At 72.2% G+C, this 18,594-nt stretch carries 16 protein-coding genes; 6 read left to right on the forward strand and 10 right to left on the reverse strand.

The window, feature by feature from the left end; all coding sequences use genetic code 11:
• Both NE236_RS42830 and NE236_RS42835 read left to right on the forward strand, forming a co-directional pair.
• Positions 1–217: OB-fold domain-containing protein (locus NE236_RS42830; protein ID WP_252848066.1), on the forward strand; the 217-nt coding region annotated here is incomplete at its 5' end.
• Positions 198–1,328, forward strand: a complete 1,131-nt coding sequence (locus NE236_RS42835; RefSeq protein WP_252848067.1) for an NAD(P)H-dependent flavin oxidoreductase — start codon at positions 198–200, stop codon at positions 1,326–1,328. The genes NE236_RS42830 and NE236_RS42835, both read left to right, overlap by 20 nt.
• Positions 1,329–1,491: 163 nt before the next feature.
• On the opposite strand, the gene NE236_RS42840 is transcribed toward NE236_RS42835, so the two are convergent.
• Entirely contained in the window at positions 1,492–2,544 is a 1,053-nt protein-coding gene (locus tag NE236_RS42840) for an SGNH/GDSL hydrolase family protein (protein WP_252848068.1), read from the reverse strand.
• A gap of 331 nt (positions 2,545–2,875) precedes the next feature.
• On the opposite strand from NE236_RS42840, the gene NE236_RS42845 reads away from it, so the two are divergent.
• The gene (locus tag NE236_RS42845) at positions 2,876–3,079 is read left to right on the forward strand and encodes a cold-shock protein (RefSeq protein WP_252848069.1); all 204 of its coding nucleotides are present in this window, start codon (positions 2,876–2,878) and stop codon (positions 3,077–3,079) included.
• Between the two features lie 221 nt (positions 3,080–3,300).
• On the opposite strand, the gene uvrB is transcribed toward NE236_RS42845, so the two are convergent.
• The 3 genes from uvrB to NE236_RS44885 all read right to left on the reverse strand — a co-directional run bounded on the left by uvrB (position 3,301) and on the right by NE236_RS44885 (position 7,531).
• Positions 3,301–5,415: an excinuclease ABC subunit UvrB gene (uvrB, locus tag NE236_RS42850; protein WP_308209227.1), complete on the reverse strand. Its 2,115-nt coding sequence runs from the start codon at positions 5,413–5,415 to the stop codon at positions 3,301–3,303.
• 146 nt (positions 5,416–5,561) lie between these two features.
• On the reverse strand, positions 5,562–6,236 hold the full coding sequence (locus tag NE236_RS42855; RefSeq protein WP_252848070.1) for a response regulator: 675 nt from the start codon (positions 6,234–6,236) through the stop codon (positions 5,562–5,564).
• Positions 6,233–7,531 carry a sensor histidine kinase gene (locus NE236_RS44885; protein WP_252848071.1) on the reverse strand — a complete coding sequence of 433 codons (1,299 nt, stop codon included), beginning with the start codon at positions 7,529–7,531 and terminating at the stop codon, positions 6,233–6,235. Before NE236_RS44885 ends, NE236_RS42855 begins: the two co-directional genes overlap by 4 nt.
• Before the next feature lie 204 nt (positions 7,532–7,735).
• Here NE236_RS44885 and NE236_RS42865 point away from each other — a divergent pair, with 204 nt between their 5' ends.
• From NE236_RS42865 to NE236_RS42875, 3 genes are all read left to right on the forward strand, one after another.
• Entirely contained in the window at positions 7,736–8,425 is a 690-nt protein-coding gene (locus NE236_RS42865) for an ABC transporter ATP-binding protein (protein ID WP_252848072.1), read from the forward strand.
• Positions 8,422–10,779 (forward strand): ABC transporter permease, encoded by a 2,358-nt coding sequence (locus NE236_RS42870; RefSeq protein ID WP_252848073.1) that lies wholly within the window; start codon positions 8,422–8,424, stop codon positions 10,777–10,779. The genes NE236_RS42865 and NE236_RS42870 overlap by 4 nt, the downstream gene beginning before the upstream one ends.
• A 198-nt stretch (positions 10,780–10,977) precedes the next feature.
• Positions 10,978–11,802, forward strand: coding sequence for a glycerophosphodiester phosphodiesterase (locus NE236_RS42875; RefSeq protein ID WP_252848074.1), 825 nt, complete (start codon positions 10,978–10,980; stop codon positions 11,800–11,802).
• Here NE236_RS42875 and NE236_RS42880 read toward each other — a convergent pair.
• From NE236_RS42880 to NE236_RS42905, 6 genes are all read right to left on the reverse strand, one after another.
• Positions 11,799–12,497, reverse strand: a complete 699-nt coding sequence (locus tag NE236_RS42880) for an integrase (protein WP_252848075.1) — start codon at positions 12,495–12,497, stop codon at positions 11,799–11,801. The genes NE236_RS42875 and NE236_RS42880 overlap by 4 nt on opposite strands.
• 118 nt (positions 12,498–12,615) lie before the next feature.
• The gene (gene coaE / locus NE236_RS42885) at positions 12,616–13,230 is read right to left on the reverse strand and encodes a dephospho-CoA kinase (protein WP_252848076.1); all 615 of its coding nucleotides are present in this window, start codon (positions 13,228–13,230) and stop codon (positions 12,616–12,618) included.
• 14 nt (positions 13,231–13,244) lie between these two features.
• Positions 13,245–13,730, reverse strand: a complete 486-nt coding sequence (locus NE236_RS42890) for a GNAT family N-acetyltransferase (protein ID WP_252848077.1) — start codon at positions 13,728–13,730, stop codon at positions 13,245–13,247.
• Between the two features lie 6 nt (positions 13,731–13,736).
• On the reverse strand, positions 13,737–15,671 hold the full coding sequence (locus NE236_RS42895; RefSeq protein ID WP_252848078.1) for an endonuclease/exonuclease/phosphatase family protein: 1,935 nt from the start codon (positions 15,669–15,671) through the stop codon (positions 13,737–13,739).
• A 110-nt stretch (positions 15,672–15,781) separates the two neighbouring features.
• Positions 15,782–17,245 (reverse strand): 30S ribosomal protein S1, encoded by a 1,464-nt coding sequence (gene rpsA / locus NE236_RS42900; RefSeq protein WP_252848079.1) that lies wholly within the window; start codon positions 17,243–17,245, stop codon positions 15,782–15,784.
• Positions 17,246–17,449: 204 nt separating this feature from the next.
• A partial coding sequence (locus tag NE236_RS42905) for a polysaccharide deacetylase family protein (protein ID WP_252848080.1) occupies positions 17,450–18,594 on the reverse strand: 1,145 nt, incomplete at its 5' end.

Genomic DNA, 18,594 nt, shown 5'->3' on the forward strand with positions numbered 1-18,594 from the left:
GGCCGTCCTGGTCTCGTGGGCGATCGCGCACCTTCCCGGCGGCGAGTCCGCGCCGCTGGCGCTGGTCGAGCTCGCCGAGGGACCGTGGTTGTACGGGCGGTTGCGCGGGGTGACCGCTCCCCGCGAAGGCCTGCCGCTGCGTGCGCGCTTCGTCCACCCGGACGAGGGCGAGAGTCATCCCGTTTTCGAGGAGCATCGTGAAGACCGAGGTGTGTGACAGGTTCGGGATCGAGTTCCCGCTGTTCGCCTTCAGCCACTGCCGCGACGTCGTCGCCGCGGTCACCAACGCGGGCGGCTTCGGCGTGCTCGGCGCGGTCGCCTACAGCCCCGACCGCCTCGAGGAGGAGCTGCGCTGGATCGACGACCACGTCGGCGGCCGTCCGTACGGCGTCGACGTCCTCGTCCCCGGCAAGATCGCGAAGGAGGCGGAGGCCGGCCGGGACTCGCTGCTGTCCGCCGTGCCGCCGGAGCACTGGGAGTTCCTCAAAGGCCTGTTCGACAAGTACGGCGTGCCGGCCCCGCCGCTGGAGTCCGCCACCGATCCCCGCGTCGACGGCGTGGGGCGGCAGGTGACCAAGCAGGGCGCCACGGAACTGATCGACGTGGCGCTGGCCCACCCGATCCGGCTCATCGCCAGCGCCCTGGGCCCGCCGCCGCCGCTCATGGTGGAGCGCGCCCGCGCCGCCGGGGTGCCGGTGGCGGCGCTGGTCGGCACGGTCGAGCACGCGCGACGCCAGGTGGAGGCCGGAGTCGACCTCATCGTGGCGCAGGGCGGCGAGGCCGGCGGCCACACTGGCGAGATCTCCACGATGGTGCTCGTGCCGGAGGTCGTCGACGCCGTCGCGCCGCTGCCCGTCCTGGCCGCGGGCGGCATCGCGACCGGCCGCCAGATGGCCGCCGCGCTGGCCCTCGGCGCGTCGGGCGTCTGGTGCGGCTCGGTGTGGCTGACCACCGAGGAGGCTGAGACCCTGCCCGCGGTCAAGGAGAAGATGCTCGCGGCGACCTCCCGTGACACGGTCCGCTCGCGGTCGCGCACGGGGAAGCCGGCCCGGCAGCTGCGTTCCGCCTGGACCGATGAGTGGGACTCCGCGGACAGCCCCGGCCCGCTGCCGATGCCGCTGCAGATGATCGTCGCCGAGGGCGCGATGGCGCCGATCGGCAAGGCCGCCGAGGCCGGCAACGAGGGCGCCCGGCAGCTGGCCAACTACTTCGTCGGGCAGGTGGTCGGGCTGATGAACACCGTCAAGCCCGCGCGGCAGGTCGTCTACGACATGATCGAGGAGTTCGCCGACGCGCTCGAGCGCCTAAACCGCATCACCGGCGACTGAGGCCTGCGCCCCGCGCCGGCCCGGGCCGGCGCGGGACCGGGCCGGCGCGAGGGCGCGGGCCGCGTGCTCACCCAAGCCGGCCGGAGGCCGGGCGGGGATCCATGTCCATGCAGGCCGGCGGGAGACCTGCCCCCGGCCTTCCGCCCTGCCAGTAGGCGAGCGGTCAGCGGCGGTACTGGTAGACAGGGCGGGGCGGACCGGCCTGGATCTGCCGGTCGATCAGCTGCGCGAAGCTCCGGTAGCCGAGCTGGTTGGGGTGGAAGCTGCGGGGTTCGACCGCCGGCGCCCCGAAGTCGATGGTGAGCGCGTTGAGGTACGGCTCTGCCGTGCCGAGCTCGTGCCCGTCGAAGGCGGCGTACCCGTCGACGAACTCCACCGTGCCCGGCCTGCCCGCCGCCGCCAGTCCCCCGTCCGCCCGCCGGGCCGCGGCGGCGATGACGTCGTCGAGGGCGCGTACGACGCCGTTGAGGTAGAGCTGGTCCGCGGCGGCGATGTTGTCCACCGAGTGCTCGGGCCGCACGGGGAACGGCCGGGGATAGCCCAGCACGATGATCCGGGCCTTCGGCGCCCGCCGGCCGATCTGCTCGAACACCGAGCCGAGCCCGGCGGGCAGGGCGGACATCCGCGCCCGGATGTCGGGGTCCTGGTCGCGGCAGGCCGATGACCACGGGAGCTTCACGACGCAGCGGGTGACGATCTCGGAGAAGCCGATGTCGTTGCCGCCGATGGTGAGCGTCACCAGGCTGGTGTCCGGCCGCAGGCGCTCGACCTGTGCCGGTTCCCCGTGCCGGCCTCCCTGCAGGACGTCCGCGATCCGCGCGCCGCTGCAGGCCCACAGATTGCCGCCCAGGGCGAACCGGTAGCCCTGCACGACCGCCGAGAAATAGGCGCCCCTGGACCGGTGACAGTCTTCGGCACCCCCGCCGGCGTACGCGCGGTCGGCGCCCAGGTCCCAGGTGCCCTCGCCGGAGGAGTAGGAGTCGCCGAGGGCGATGTAGCCGCCGCGCACGGCGGCCTCCAGGGGGGTCAGCCGGGTCGGCGGGGGGACGAACTGAATGCGCGGGACCCGGCACCCGGCGCCGAAGAGTCGGCACTGCTCGGTCGTGGCCAGCGGAACGGCCAGTGCGCCGGCCAGGACCAGGACCACCGCCGGGACGGCGAGGAGCAGGCCACGGCGCGTACGGATGCGTCTCCACAGTGCCGCGAGCGCGACCATGCACCACCTCCGCCCCGGCTCATGATCTCATTCCTCCCGGCGCGGGGCGACCCCTCGGGGCGCGGCGTGCGCAGTAGGCGGCGGGGCCGAAGCGCGCGGGGCTCGGCGCGTCCGGCGGGACGCTTGCCCGCGTTCCGGCGAGCGGATAGCATGCAAGAGTTGCAGTCGTAGTTTCCTCGTACGTGTTAAGTTTTATCTTGAACGCCCGCGGAAGTTGACGGCGGGCGTTTTCGCTTCTCCGGGATAATCTTCGCGGACGTAGCAGAAGTCCGTGACGCAGCCTCCGGTTCGCCGACCGGCGTCCCGGTGAAGCACCCAAGAAGGAGAGAAAGTGGCAGAAGGCACCGTCAAGTGGTTCAACGCCGACAAGGGCTTCGGATTCATCGCTCCTGACGGCGGTGGCCCGGACGTGTTCGTGCACTACTCGGCAATCGCCACCTCCGGCTTCCGTAGCCTGGAGGAGAACCAGCGCGTCAGCTTCGAGACCACCCAGGGCCCGAAGGGCCCGCAGGCGGAGCAGGTCCAGCCGATCTAGGTTTACCTGTCCTCGAAGTACGAGGTATTTCGCCGGGCCCGCACCGATTCGTCGGTGCGGGCCCGGTGCCGTTCCCGGACATTTCATAAGCGGCCGACACCCGTAGAGGCGTGCGACGGGCCAGACCACTCAGACCGGAACCGGTCAGGGGAAATGGAACCGCCCCCGAACGCGCGGGGGCGGTCTATGCGGCTTTGAGGCCCTACAGAACCCCTGAGGTCCTAATGGACCCCGGCCTCCTTCATGTCGCGCAGCTCGCGCTTGAGCTCCTTGATCTCGTCGCGGAGCCGCGCCGCCATCTCGAACTGCAGCTCCTCCGCGGCGTGGTGCATCTGCTTCGTCATCTGGTCGATGAGAGCCTCCATCTCCTCGCGCGGCCGCTCACCGACGAGGTCGGCGGCGTGCCGGCCGGCCCGCTGCTTGGAGGACAGGCCCGGCACCGGGGCCTTGCCCCGGCTCTGCTGCCGCCCGGCACCGCCGATGAGCTCCTCGGTGTCGGCGTCCTCGCGGGCCAGCATGTCGAGGATGTCGGCGATCTTCTTGCGCAGCGCGGTCGGCTCGATGCCGTTCGCCTCGTTGTAGGCGACCTGCTTGACGCGCCGCCGGTTGGTCTCGTCGATCGCCCGCTCCATCGACGGGGTGATCTTGTCGGCGTACATGTGGACCTGGCCGGAGACGTTTCGCGCCGCACGGCCGATGGTCTGGATCAGTGCCGTCTCCGACCGGAGGAACCCCTCCTTGTCGGCGTCGAGGATGCTGACGAGCGAGACCTCCGGCAGGTCGAGGCCCTCACGGAGCAGGTTGATGCCGACGAGGACGTCGAACTCCCCCAGCCGCAACTCGCGCAGCAGCTCGACCCGGCGCAGCGTGTCGACCTCGCTGTGGAGGTAGCGCACCCGGATGCCCAGCTCCAGGAGATAGTCGGTGAGGTCCTCGGACATCTTCTTGGTCAGCGTGGTGACCAGCACCCGCTCGTCGCGGTCGGCGCGCTCGCGGATCTCGTGGACCAGGTCGTCGATCTGCCCCTTCGTCGGCTTGACGACCACCTCCGGGTCGATCAGGCCGGTCGGGCGGATCACCTGCTCGACCACGTCGCCCTTGACCCGCCCCAGCTCGTACGGGCCGGGCGTCGCGGAGAGATACACCGTCTGCCCAATGCGATCGAGGAACTCCTCCCACTTCAGCGGGCGGTTGTCCATCGCGCTGGGCAGCCGGAAGCCGTGCTCGACCAGGGTGCGCTTGCGCGACATGTCGCCTTCGTACATCGCGCCGATCTGCGGCGTGCTCTGGTGCGACTCGTCGATGACGAGGAGGAAGTCCTCGGGGAAGTAGTCGAGCAGGGTGTTGGGCGCGGTGCCGGGGCCACGGCCGTCGATGTGGCGGGAGTAGTTCTCGATGCCGGAGCAGGCGCCGACCTGCCGCATCATCTCGACGTCGTACGTGGTGCGCATCCGCAGCCGCTGTGCCTCCAGCAGTTTGCCCTGCCGCTCCAGCTCGGCGAGCCGCCCCTCCAGCTCCGTCTCGATGCCGTTGATGGCCCGCTCCATGCGCTCCGGGCCGGCGACGTAGTGGGAGGCGGGGAAGATGTACAGCTCCTCGTCCTCGGTGACGACCTCGCCGGTCAGCGGGTGCAGCGTCGCGAGCTTCTCGATCTCGTCGCCGAACATCTCGATGCGGACGGCGAGCTCTTCGTACTGCGGGATGATCTCGATCGTGTCGCCGCGCACCCGGAACGTGCCGCGGGTGAACGCCAGGTCGTTCCGGGCGTACTGCATGGCGACGAGTCGGCGCAGCAGGTCGTCACGTTCGATCTCGTCGCCGACCCTCAGCCGCACCATGCGGTCGACGTACTCCTGGGGGGTGCCCAGACCGTAGATGCAGGAGACCGACGCGACGACGATGGTGTCGCGGCGGGTCAGCAGCGAGTTGGTCGCCGAGTGCCGCAGCCGCTCCACCTCGTCGTTGATCGAGGAGTCCTTCTCGATGAAGGTGTCGGTCTGCGGGACGTACGCCTCGGGCTGGTAGTAGTCGTAGTAGGAGACGAAGTACTCGATGGCGTTGTTCGGCAGCATCTCGCGCAGCTCGTTGGCGAACTGCGCGGCGAGCGTCTTGTTCGGCTGCATGACGAGGGTCGGACGCTGCAGCTTCTCGATCAGCCAGGCGATGGACGCCGTCTTGCCCGTGCCGGTCGCGCCGAGGAGCACCGAGTCCTTGTCTCCGCGCCTGACGCGCTTCTCCAGCTCCGCGATCGCCTGCGGCTGATCGCCGGACGGGGTCATCTCGGTGACGACCTCGAAGGGCGCCACCTTCCGCTGAAGATCGGTGACAGGCCGCACGCTGCTCCTCCGATGAAAGATCACTGGCCGCCTCGGCGGCCCGAACCGGGCGGGCCGACGGCCACGGTCCCCGGTATGAGGTTCAACCTACGCCCCGCCACCGACATTCCGGCCCGCCCGCCGGGAGGCGGCACCACGAGGACGGATCAGTTCCCGGCTTCTCCCGGCGTGACCAGTCCCGTCTCGTAGGCGACGACGATCGCCTGGGCGCGGTCGCGCAGGCCGAGCTTGGACAGGATCCGCGCGACGTGGGTCTTCACGGTCGCGTCGCTGACCTGGAGCCGGCCGGCGACCTCCGCGTTGCTCAGCCCCTTGGCCAGCAGCCGAAACACGTCGAGCTCACGGGGCGTGAGCGTCGACAGGTCGCGGTGCAGGGTCGCGGCCTGGTCGTCCCGGCGGGCGAACCGCTCGACGAGGCGGCGGGTGATGCTCGGGGCGAGCAGCGCGTCGCCGGAGCGCACCAGGCGCACCGCGGCGACCAGGTGCTCCGGAGAGACGTCCTTGAGAAGGAAGCCGCTGGCGCCCGCGCTCAGCGCGGCGTAGACGTACCGGTCCAGGTCGAAGGTGGTCAGGATGATGACGCGCGGCGCGTCCGGTCCGGCGGACAGGATGCGCCTGGTGGCCTCCAGCCCGTCGACCCCCGGCATCCGGATGTCCATGAGCACGACGTCGGGGCGGGTCCTGCGGACCGCGTCGACGGCCGTCGCGCCGTCGGCGGCCTCCCCGACGACGTCGATCCCCTCGGCCGCCAGGATCATCGCGAAGCCGGTACGGACCAGCGCTTGGTCGTCGACGACGACGACTCGCAGCGGCTCGCTCACTCCTCCCCCACCGGGATCACGGCGCACACCCGGTACCCGTCGGCGGGGAGTTCCCCGGCCTCCAGCGTGCCGCCGTAGACGGCGAGCCGCTCACGCAGGCCGATCAGCCCCCGGCCGCTCCCGGAGCGGGCCGACGCGGCGGGCGTACCGCCGGTGTCGGTCACCTCCACGCGCAGCGCCCGGGGACCGTACGCGACGGTGATCATCACGCGGGCGCCGGCCGCGTGCTTGACCGTGTTGGTGAGCGCCTCCTGCACGACCCGGTAGGCCGCCAGGTCGACGCCGGCCGGCAGCGGCACCGGAGATCCGGTCACGGTCAGTTCGACGGGCACCCCGGTCTCGCGGACCCGGTCGGCCAGCGCCGGCACCTGGTCCAGGCCCGGTGGCGGGGCGAGGTCCTCCGTGGCCGTCTGGTCGGGGTCGTCGCCGTTCATGGTGAGCAGGCCCATGACGTGGCGCAGCTCGGTCATCGCGCTCCGGCCGCCGGACTCGACGGCCAGCAGAGCCTGCTCGGCCCGCTCGGGCGCCGTCCTCATCACCTTCCGCGCGGCACCGGCCTGAACCACCATCATGCTGACATTGTGGGTGACCACGTCATGCAGTTCCTGCGCGATCCGGGAACGCTCCCGCTCCACCGCCCGCCGCGTGGCGGCGTCCTGCTCCGCCTCCATCGTCCGTACGCGCTGCTTCCAGGTGTGGATCGCGTTGGCCGTGAGCCCGGCCGGGATCAGGAGGAGGAACGTGACCAGGCCGGGCCTGAGGGTGGGCACCGCCGCCTCGTGATTCCCGGCGATCAGCCCGGCGCCCACCAGCACGCTCGCCATCGCGAGTGCCCGGTACGGGCTGTACATCACGGCGCTGTAGGCGGCGATCAGGCAGGCGGTGAAGGTGAACGAGGGATCGAAGCCCGGGCTGAGGTGGTAGATCTGCGTCGCGCCGATCACGGCCCAGAACGCCGCAATCGGGTACCGCCGGCGCGCCACCAGCGGCAGTGCGGTCAGGACGGCCAGGATCAGCTGCCAGGCCGAGGCGGCCCCGTGGACGAGCTGATCGGAGCCGATGCCGGGCGGCGGGACCGGAGGAATCGGGGGGACCGGCACGTCGTCCCCGATCACGGGGACGGGGTTGAAGTCGCTCGGGGTCAGGGCGTCGCTGAGCGTGCCCACGGTCAGTACGAGAGCGAGGATCGCGTCGGCCGCCCAGGCCCAGCGGGACAGGGGCGGCGGTGGGCTCGTGACACGCCGCAACGCGGCTGCGCCGGCATGCCACCGGGCAGTGATCTCTGCTCCGTTCACGGGCCAAGTGTCGCAAGGGGCCGTATCCACCACATCCCTCCCGGTGATGACCGGACCGCCGGCACCGGCGTACATCGCAGTGATGACTCGCCGCGTTCGTCCGCCGAGCGGAGGACCGCAGTTGGTCATCGCTGCCGACGCGCCGGGCACGGTGCCGCTCCTAACGTCGGGTCGCGTCAGCATCGACCCGACCCTGGAGGGCCCGTGACAGCGCCGATCATCCAGATCCGCGACGTGAGCAAGAGATATGACGTGGGGCGGCCGGCTCTGGCCGGTCTGAACCTGGAGGTGCGCGCCGGCGAGGCGCTGGCCGTGCTCGGCCCGTCCGGCAGCGGGAAGTCGACCCTGCTCAACCTGGTCGCCGGGCTGGACCAGCCCAGCGAGGGCGGCGTCACCGTGGACGGAGTCCGCGTCGACACGCTGAGCGAGGCCGCCCTGGCGAAGTACCGGCGGGAGCGCATCGGCATGGTCTTCCAGTTCTTCAACCTCCTGGACGACCTGACCGTCGAGGACAACGTGCTGCTGCCCGCCCAGCTGGCCGGCATGCCGCGCGGGAAGGCCCGCACCCGTACGGCCGAACTGCTCGAACACCTCGGAATCGCCCGGCACGCCCGCGCCTTCCCCGGCCGGCTGTCCGGCGGCGAGCGCCAGCGCGTCGCGGTCGCCCGGGCCCTCATGAACCACCCTCCGCTGCTGCTGGCCGACGAGCCGACCGGCGCGCTGGACACCGCGTCCGCCGCGGACGTCAGGGAACTGCTGGTCGAGCTCAACCGGACCGGGCAGACGATCCTGCTGGTCACCCACGACACCGCGCTCGCCGCCTCGTGCGCGGCCAGGACCATCGAACTCGTCGACGGCAGGATCGCCCGCGACATCCGGACGGCGGCCCGATGAGCGCCCTCGGCAAGGTCGTGCGCGCCGGCGTCGGACGGCGCCGGGTCCAGACCCTGGTGATGACGCTGACCACGATGATGGCGGTCACCGCGTCGGTGCTGGCCGCCGGTCTCCTCGTGGCGTCGCAGGCACCGTTCGACCACGCCTTCGCGAAGCAGAAGGGCGCACACCTGACCGCGCAGTTCGGCGGGGCCAAGGTCACCGCCGCGCGGCTCGCGGGGACCGCGCACGCCCCCGGCGTCACGGCCGCCGCCGGACCGTTCCCCGTCCTCGCCCTGCGCCCGCGCCCCGGCCGGAACCGATTCGGCATGCCGGCGGACGACCGGCTGCCGCCCATGACGATCGTCGGCCGCGCCACCCCCGGCGGGCCGGTCGACGACATCGATCTCGTCGCCGGCCGATGGGCCACCGGGCCCGGACAGATCGTGATGAACGAGGGCGGCGTGCCGTTCGACATCGGGGACCAGATGACGTTCCCCGACCTGCCGGGCGGCCCGACGCTGACCATCGTCGGGGTGGCCAAGTCGGTGGGCGCCAGCGCCGAGGCATGGGTGTCACCGGCGCAGCTCGCGGCGTTGACCGCACCCGGCCGTACACCCGCCCACCAGATGCTCTACCGCTTCGCCAGAGCCGCCACCGACGCCCAGATCGCCGCCGACCGCGCCGCGATCGCCGCCTCCGTACCGCCGGGAGCGATGACCGGCGCCGCGTCCTACCTGAAGATCAAGCTGGCCGCGAGCCGTACCTCTGCGACGTTCGTGCCGTTCGTGGTCGCCTTCGCGGTGCTCGGCCTGTTCATGTCCGTCCTGGTCATCGGGATCGTCGTCAGCGGCGCGGTCAGCGCCGCGACCCGGCGTATCGGAATCCTGAAGTCGCTCGGCTTCACCCCGGCCCAGGTCGTGCGGGCGTACGTCGCGCAGGCGCTTATCCCGGCGACCGTCGGCACCGTCCTGGGCGTCGCCTTCGGGAACCTGTTGTCGATCCCGGTCCTGGGCGAGGCGGAACACGCGTACGGCACCGGCACGCTGACGATCGCCCCGTGGATCGACATCGCGGTTCCCGCCGCCGCTCTCACCGCGGTCGCCGCCACGGCGCTGGTGCCCGCGCTGCGCGCCGGACGGCTGCGGACCGTCGAGGCGATCGCCGTCGGCCGCACGCCGCGCGCCGGGCGCGGGCGCGCGATCCGGCGCCTGCTCGGCCGGCTGCCACTGCCGCGCCCGGTGAGCCTCGGCCTCGCCACCCCCTTCTCCCGGCCCGCGCGGTCGGCGACGATCGCCGCGGCCGTGGCCCTCGGCACGATCGGCGTCACCTTCGGCGTCGGCCTCGCCATGTCCCTCAGCGACATCCAGGACGGCCTCAACCGCCGGACACCCGGCGCGGTCGTGGTCTTGGCGGTCCCTCCTCCTGGCACCGGCGCGCCCCAGGCGGCAGACCCCACGGCGATCGCCGAGAAGATACGGGCGCAACCAGGGACCCGGCGATTCTTCCGGACGGGCCAGACCCGGGTGGGTGTGGCCGGGCTCGCCGAGGCGACGACCGTGATCGCCTTTCGGGGCGACTCGTCCTGGGGGTCGTACCAGATGGTCTCCGGCTCCTGGTTCAGCGGCCCGGGCCAGGCGGTCGTCCCCTCGGGGTTCCTGAACGCCACCGGCACGCACATCGGGGACACCGTCACCCTGACCGGCGACGGCCGCGCCGCCCCGGTACGGATCGTCGGCGAGGCCCTCGACCTGCACGAGGAAGGCATGACCGTCCTGACCGACGACGCGTCCCTGGCCGGCCTCGGCGTCCCTGTCGCGCCGGAGTCGATCCAGTTCGCCGTCGACCTCCGGCCGGGAACCGATGCTCAGGCGTACCTGAACTCCCTCAATGCCGCCCTGCGCCCGCTCGGCGTCAGCGCCCAGGCGAACTCCGGGGAGGTGAGCGGCGTGGTCGTGGCCATGGACACGCTGGCCGCGATGCTCACACTGATGCTGGTCGCCGTGGCCGGTCTCGGCGTCCTCAACACGGTCGTGCTCGACACCCGCGAACGCGTCCACGACCTCGGGGTGCTCAAGGCACTGGGCATGTCACCGCGGCAGACGGTCACCATGGTGATCACGTCGGTCGCCGGGATCGGCCTGCTCGCCGGTGCGCTCGGGGCCCCGATCGGGGTCGCGCTGCACGACCGGGTGCTGCCGGCGATGGGCCGGGCGGCGGGCACGAGGTTCCCCGCCGCGGACATCGCCGTGTACGACGTGCGCGTCCTTGTCCCGCTCGTCCTAGGCGGCCTCGTCCTCGCGACGGCGGGCGCGCTGCTCCCGGCCGGCTGGGCGGCGCGGACCCGGACCGCCACCGCCCTGCGCACCGAGTAACGGGGGGCCGACGATCACCGCCGAGGCCCTCGGCGGTGATCGTCCGAGGGGGGACGACCCCGCATCACGGTCATACGGCTCGGTCGTCACCCAATGTCAACATGAGTGTCATCTCCGAAACACGGCGTTCTCGCTCAGCGGTCCCTCCCACGGGGGATGATCATGGTCGAGCCCCACCCCCGTCGTCGGAGGATGTTCATGGCCCCCCGCCTCGCCGTCATCGCCGCCGCCTCGGCCCTCCCCCTCGCGCTCACCGCCACGTCCTCCGCCGCCACGCCGGTGGCGGACGTCGGACACCGGGGCGCGTCCGCGTACGCCCCGGAGAACACCCTCGCGTCGTTCCGGCAGGCCAAGACCAGGCACGCCGACTACTTCGAACTGGACGTCCAGCAGACCAAGGACCACAAGCTGATCGTCATGCACGACGCGACGCTGGACCGCACCACCAACGCCGAGAAGGTCTTCCCCCACGGGTCGCCCTGGCGGATCCGCGACTACACGCTCAAGCAGGTCAAAAAGCTCGACGCCGGCTCGTGGTTCTCCGCGAAGTACAAGGGCGAGCGGGTGCCCACGCTCGGCGAGACGCTGCGCGCCATGGACGGCAAGGGCCTGAAGCTCCTGCTGGAGATCAAGAACCCGTCCCTGTACCCCGGCATGACCGCCCGGATCGCCAGTGCGCTGCGCGCCGATCCGTACTGGCTGCGCTCCGGCCGCCTGATCGTGCAGAGCTTCGAGTCGTCGTCCCTGAAGACGTTCCACAAGCTGCTGCCGTCCGTGCCGCTCGGACTGCTCGGCACGCCCACGACCGGGCAGCTGCCCGCCGTCGCGAAGTACGCCCGCTACGTCAACCCGAAGTACACGACGGTGACGTCCGGGTACGTGAAGAAGGTGCACCAGCGGCACATGAAGGTCTTCGTGTGGATCGTCAACGACCGTTCCACGATGCGCCGGATGATCGGGTACGGGGTGAACGGAATCATCACCAACCGCCCGGACACGCTCCGCTCGGTGATCCGCGGTTAGGACGGGAACTCGCAGAAGGCGGCGGTGGCGTCGTCGTGCCGTTTGTTCCGGGGCCAGCGCCGCCCGTCCGGGTCGGACCGCTCGGCCTCGCGGACCTGCTCGATCAGCGCCGCCGGGCCCCGCTCCGCGAGGGTCGCGAGCGTGCTCGGCCAGTCGGACCGGCCGAACCGGTCGGCCAGCCGGGTGGCGCCGTCGGTCAGCAGCGCCGCCCGGCGCAGGTCGCGCAGCGGCGTGCTCCCGGTGAGCGCCCGCCCGGCCACGCGCGGATCGGCCGCGGCGAACCCGCTGCCGCCGGCGGTCAGCGCCGTGACCTGCCCGCCCTGGTCGAGCAGCAGCGTGGAGTCCGAAAGCACCAGGTAGTCCGCCACCTGGTCGCGCGCGCGCAGTGCGACGACGGTCGTCGCCGGGGTCCAGGGGTGCGACAGGTCGCAGTGGCCGCCGTGCGCGTCCGCCGTCTCGGCGATGGCCTGGGCGAGGGCATCGGCCGGGCCCTGCCGATGGTCGAGGAGGCCCGCGAGCAGCCGGGTCGCCAGTTGCCCGACGTACCAGGGACGGCCGTGCACGCAGCCGGTCTCCCGGTCCATCGGGATGCTCATGCCGTCCAGCACGACGGCCGCTCCGAGCGCGGTCGCGACGAAGTCCTCGTTCGGCCGGGCCGGACTGCCCTGGTCGGTCGCCCAGGTCACCTGCATCATCGGGAGCTCCCGATGTCGGCGCGGCGCGCCGGCGCGATGGCCGCCCGAACGGCCCGTGTCAGCGAGGGCTCCCCGGCGTGCCGCGCCGGATCGGTGGTCGTGCGGATGGCCCGCGTCATCACGCCTCGCCCACCCTCACGCCGGCGCGCCGGGTCAGCTCGGTCCACAGCTCGTCGACCTGCTCGGCGAGCCGGTCGAGGCCACCGGAGTTGTCGATGACCCGGTCGGCGATCGCCAGCCGCTTCTCCCGGGTGGCCTGGGCGGCGATGCGGGCCCGCGCGTCCGCCTCCGTCATGCCGCGCCGCTCGGTCAGCCGCCGCACCTGCTCCTCGACGGGCGCGTCCACGACGACGACGAGGTCGTACATGCCCGCCAGGTCGTTCTCGGCGATCAGCGGAACGTCGTAGACGACGATCGCGTCCGGCGGCGCCTGCTCGACGAGCTCGCGCATCCGCTCCCCCACCCGCGGGTGGACGATCGCGTTGAGGCGCGCCCGCCTCTCGTCGTCGGCGAAGACGATCGAACCCAGCCTCTCCCGGTCCAGGGAGCCGTCCGGGCGCAACACCTCCCCGCCGAACTCGGCGACGACCTCGGCCAGGCCCGGCGTGCCCGGCTCGACGACCTCCCGGGCGGCGGCGTCGGCATCGACGATCACCGCGCCGCGCTCCGCGAGCCGCCGGGACGCCTCGCTCTTGCCCGACCCGATCCCTCCGGTCAACCCCACACTCAGCACGAGCGCGAGCGTACTCACTCCCCCGGCGCGGCGGCCAGGAGTGCCTTGCGCATGTGCACGAGCGTGAGGTGGTCGGCGACCCGCTCCCGGTGCGTCTCGGCGTACCCGAGCCTGCGGTACAGCCGCAGGTCGGTCTCGCTGAGGTGCCCGGTGAACAGCACGCACACGTCGGCCTGCCCGGCCGCCTCCGCCTCCAGCGCCCGCATCAGCGCCTCGCCGATCCCCCGCCCCTGCAGGTCGGGCGCGACGACGAGCCGGCCGACCAGGCAGGTGCGCTCGTTGAACCGGCCGCGTACGGCCCCGACGATCCGGGGCCCGACGCCGGCCTTGAGGACCAGCGACTCGGCGATCATCTTGCGGATCTGGTCGAGGGACTCGACCAGCGGCGGCAGGAACGGGTCGCCGTGCAGCTGCGCCTCGCTGACGTACGCGGCGCGCTGCACGGTGAAAATCTCCCCGGCGTCGGCGACGTCGGCGCGCTCGATCCGGAGGCCGTCCACGGGCGGTCAGCCCACCACGCGGACGGTCGCGGCCACCGGATAGTGGTCCGAGGCCCGCCGGGAGGAGTCGACCGCGCTGTCGTCGAAGCCGAGGTCGTCGCTGCCGAGGATCCAGTCGACGCGCCCGCCGCCCGTCGTGGTCGCCGGGGGCGACTCGATCGGGCTGCGCAGGCCGCTCTGGCCCGTGAGCCGGCTCAGCTCCGGACTGCCCGGACCGGCGCCCATGTCCCCGGCGATGACCGTACGGGGCGCGCCGCTCCAGACCTGCACCAGCTTCACGATCTCGGCCAGCCGGCTCTCGGTGCGGTCCGCGCCCTGTTGGAGCTGGACGGACCACACGTCTGCGGTGCGCCCGCCTCCGGCGTCCACCCGCGCCCAGACGTATCCGGGGGCCAGCGGACCGGCGCCCACGGGCAGCCGCCCGGTGCCGGTGGCCTTGACCGGCAGCCGGGTCAGCACCGCGTTGCCGTACTGGTGGTCGGCCGCCGGACCCCACACCAGCCGCATCTTCAGCCGCCGGGCCAGCCAGGACGCCACATCCGCGGTCCCCGACATCGGGCGGCCCCGGCCGACCTCCTGCAGCGCCACGACGTCGGCGTGCTGCGCCTCGACGGCGCGGGCGACCGCCTCCGGGTCGAGCCGGCCGCCGTCCCCGACCGTGTCGTGGACGTTGTACGAGACGAGGCGGAACGTGCCCGGCAGGCCCGCCGCCCGGGTCACCGCCGGCGCGGTCACCGCGTAGATCACGGGCACCGCCACGAGCACCAGCGCTCCCCCGCCCGCACCGAGCGCGCGGGCCGCCGAACGGCCCGGCAGCGGACCGCCGCGCGCCGCGGCGATCGCCGACAGCAGGCCCAGGAGGATGCCCGCCGCGCCCGGGAGGACCTTGTTCGGCAGGGGCAGCGGGTCGGTGTAGTGCAGCTGGTACGGCAGGATGATCGCCAGGATGGCCAGACCGCCCAGGGCCGCGCCCAGGTCGATACGCCACGCCCGGCCCCCGGTGTCGGGGACGCTGACGTTCGGCGCCGGGCCGCCCCGCTCGGCGGGCCGGCCGCGGTAGCCGCCGCGCCGCAGCGGCACCCGCGAGGCGACCGCCAGCAGCCACGCCGACAGGACCTGCCCGACGACCACGACCCCGATCGCGACCGCGCCGGTCAGGCCGTACCGGCCGGTGACCGCCGCGGCGCCCACGCCAAGGATCGTGCCGCCGAACACGCACACCCCGCCGGGCACGGCCGCGACGGCCAGGCCCGAGGACAGGAACGCCAGGCTCAGCGCCTGACCCGCGAGGACGACCGCCCCGGCGATGGCCAGGGGCAGCCCGCCGCTGGAGGACGCGAACGCCGGACTGGACAGCACGAGGATCTGCAGGGCCAGGAACGGCCCCAGCGCGGCCGCGCCGAGCGCGTCACGCCAGCCGATGACCGGAGCCTCGACCGGCGGCGTGCGCAGCCAGCGCACCAGCGCGGCCGCCCCACCACCGACGAGCAGGACGGTGACGATCCAGGCCGCGACGCCCGGACGCGCGGGCGGGTCCCAGGTGCCGAAGGCCAGCCGCAGCGCCGTGTCGCCGGTGAGCCCCGCGGTCGCCGCGACCGCGAACCCGGTGCCGGACAGGCCGCGCGCCGCCTCGTACAGCGCCGTGACGGCGAGCATCCCGAACACCGTGCCCGCGAACGCCAGCCACAGCGCCGGCGACAGGGCCTGCATGGCGAGCCGGACCAGCAGCAGCCCCCCGACCCCGGCGACCAGCAGGCCGCGCGGCCCCGCGACCGCCCGGACACCCGGTGCCACGAACCCGGCCAGGCAGGACACGAGGATCACCAGGGTGGCGGTGACCGCCCCACCGGACTCGGTGTAGTGCCCGAACTCGGGGAACGCCGCCCGCAGTACCTCCGCGAGCACCGCGAGGGTGACCGCGATCAACGAGAGCCGCGACAACTCCTGGGGAACGACCGGGGGCCCCGCCGCAGCGACGGGACCCCCTGATCGGACGCGTGAGTGAGAATCGACCATAACGTGGTCTGTCTACTCCTCGCCGTATGCGGTTGTTACTCCTGGTTGCCGGACAGCTTCTCGCGGAGCGCCGCCAGAGCCTCGTCAGAGGCCAGAGCGCCGCCGGTCTCAGCGCCCTGGGGCTCCTCGGTGGCGTACGACTGCGGGCCGGCCGCCTCGGCCTCGGCCCGGCGGGCCTCTTCGACCTGCTTCTTGTGGGCGTCGAAGCGGGTGCGGGCCTCGGCGTACTGCCGCTCCCAGGTCTCGCGCTGCTCGTCGAAGCCCTCGAGCCAGTCGCCGGTCTCCGAGTCGAAGCCCTCGGGGTACTTGTAGTTCCCCTGCTCGTCGTACTCGGCGGGCATGCCGTAGAGCGTCGGGTCGAACTCCTCGTCGGTGAACGTCCCGCCGGTCTCGTTGGCCTGCTTCAGCGAGAGGCTGATGCGACGCCGGTCGAGATCGATGTCGATGATCTTGACGAAGATCTCGTCGCCGACCTGGACGACCTGCTCGGGGATCTCCACGTGACGCTCGGCCAGCTCGGAGATGTGCACCAGACCCTCGATGCCCTCCTCGACCCGCACGAACGCGCCGAACGGCACCAGCTTGGTGACCCGGCCCGGAACGACCTGGCCGATCTGGTGCGTGCGGGCGAACTGCTGCCAGGGGTCCTCCTGCGTCGCCTTGAGCGACAGCGAGACCCGCTCGCGCTCCATGTCGACGTCGAGGACCTCGACCGTGACCTCCTGGCCGACCTCGACGACCTCGGAGGGGTGGTCGATGTGCTTCCAGGACAGCTCGGACACGTGGACCAGACCGTCCACGCCGCCGAGGTCGACGAACGCACCGAAGTTGACGATGCTGGACACGACGCCCTTGCGGACCTGGCCCTTCTGGAGGGTGTTGAGGAAGGTCTGGCGGACCTCGCTCTGGGTCTGCTCCAGCCAGGCGCGGCGGGACAGGACCACGTTGTTGCGGTTCTTGTCCAGCTCTATGATCTTCGCCTCGAGCTCGCGCCCGACGTACGGCTGAAGGTCGCGGACCCGGCGCATCTCCACCAGGGACGCCGGAAGGAAGCCGCGAAGACCGATGTCGAGGATCAGGCCGCCCTTGACGACCTCGATGACGGTACCGGTGACGATGCCGTCCTCGTCCTTGATCTTCTCGATCGTGCCCCAGGCGCGCTCGTACTGAGCACGCTTCTTGGACAGGATCAGGCGCCCTTCCTTGTCCTCCTTCTGGAGGACGAGGGCCTCGACGTGGTCTCCGACCGTGACGACCTCGTTCGGGTCGACATCGTGCTTGATCGAGAGCTCACGCGAGGGGATGACGCCCTCGGTCTTGTAGCCGATGTCGAGCAAGACCTCGTCTCGATCGACCTTGACGACAGTTCCTTCGACAATGTCGCCGTCGTTGAAGTACTTGATGGTCTCGTCGATCGCCGCGAGGAAGGCTTCCTCGGACCCGATGTCATTGACCGCTACCTGCGGGGTGCTCGAGGTGGCCTCGGTGCTGCTCGTCATGTGTGGGATGGCTCCGGATACGGACATGCGTAGTTGCCTGTGCTGCGCGGAGGGCCAGCTATCCGTCCCAGCCGATGACCGGCGGCGTGATCATACCGATGTCGACGCGACCGAGCGCGAGCCTGCTCTGTCCGAGGCGCGCGCAAGCCCACAGCGCAGCGATCAGAATATGGGACGTAGCCGGTGCGGTCAATCCCGAGGCGCTCAGTACGGGCACGCGCGGTCGGCGGATCTCCCGGCAAGGTAGATCATCTTAGCCTGGGGGAAGGCCACCGTGGCCGGATCGCCATCAGACGTGTAACGCTTGTCCGGGTTGTGATCCAGCCAGTCGAGCCAGGCGATCGAGCAGAACTGCCGGCAGTCGTCCTCCCTGATCCTGCCGTCATCGCGGATCCGCGGGATCTGCCGGGGATCATAGTCCTTCGCGAACGGCGAGTCGGCCGGCCGCCACCCGGCCAGGAACATCCCCTGGAAGTCCCACCGGGCGCCGCCCCCAGTCCCGTGGTCGGCCCAGGAAAGATGGGCGAGCTCACCGAAAGGGAAGGCGAAAGTCACCGGAGCGACACCCGTGGCGTCCGTGATCGCCCGCTGGTCCGAACCGATCTCCCTGGCCACCCCGCCGTGCCCCATCCCCGCCAGATCCGCGTGGTGCGTCGTGTGGTTCGCGACCTCGAACCCCCGCTGGACCAGCCAGCGCATCGCGGCCGCCGACCGGTCGCCCATCGCGAACGGGTCCGCGTTCACGAAGAACGTCGCGACCGGGCGGAACCCCGGGTGCTCCCGGGCGACCCGCTCGATCACCCCGACCGCCGTGTCGGGCGCCGGGTTCCCCGCCGCGTCGAACGCCAGGTGGGTCGGCGATCCGTCGTCGAAGGTCAGCACGACCGGATGCCGCCCCGCCGGGACGTTCATCCGGCCGGTGGCGTACTCGGCGGCCGTCACCGGCACGTACCCCTCCACGGCCAGCCGGGTGAACTCCGCGTACAGCTGCGCCGGCGTGCGGTCCAGCGACACACGGGGCTTCGTCAGCACCCGGTGGATCATCAGGATCGGGACCTGGCCGACCTCGTTCGCGCCCACCGCGCGCGCCGCCGCGGCCGCCTTCACCCGATCGAACGCCGGCCGGGGCGCGACCCGCGCCGGGCTCGGCGGTGCCACGGCCCGCCGGCCCCGCCCGGCCCCTCGCACCGGCGAGGCGGCCGCGCCCTCCCCCGCGGAGGCGGCCGTACGCCCGTGAGCGCCCGCGCGGCGCGCACTCACGGGCGTAGTACGGCCGCCGTGCCCGGCCGATGGCAGCAGCAGGCCGACGGCCACGGCGGCGGCGATGAGGACGGCGGCGAGTCGGTGAA

It is taken from the genome of Actinoallomurus purpureus (genome assembly GCF_024055795.1).
Classification (GTDB): Bacteria; Actinomycetota; Actinomycetes; order Streptosporangiales; family Streptosporangiaceae; genus Actinoallomurus; species Actinoallomurus purpureus.

Coding starts and splice junctions, on each gene's coding strand:
- NE236_RS42880 (WP_252848075.1), bottom strand. CDS start 12,497: ATGATGCAGGTGACCTGGGCGACCGACCAGGGCAGTCCGGCCCGGCCG.
- rpsA (WP_252848079.1), bottom strand. CDS start 17,245: ATGACGAGCAGCACCGAGGCCACCTCGAGCACCCCGCAGGTAGCGGTC.
- NE236_RS42870 (WP_252848073.1), top strand. CDS start 8,422: ATGAGCGCCCTCGGCAAGGTCGTGCGCGCCGGCGTCGGACGGCGCCGG.
- NE236_RS42840 (WP_252848068.1), bottom strand. CDS start 2,544: ATGGTCGCGCTCGCGGCACTGTGGAGACGCATCCGTACGCGCCGTGGC.
- NE236_RS42875 (WP_252848074.1), top strand. CDS start 10,978: ATGGCCCCCCGCCTCGCCGTCATCGCCGCCGCCTCGGCCCTCCCCCTC.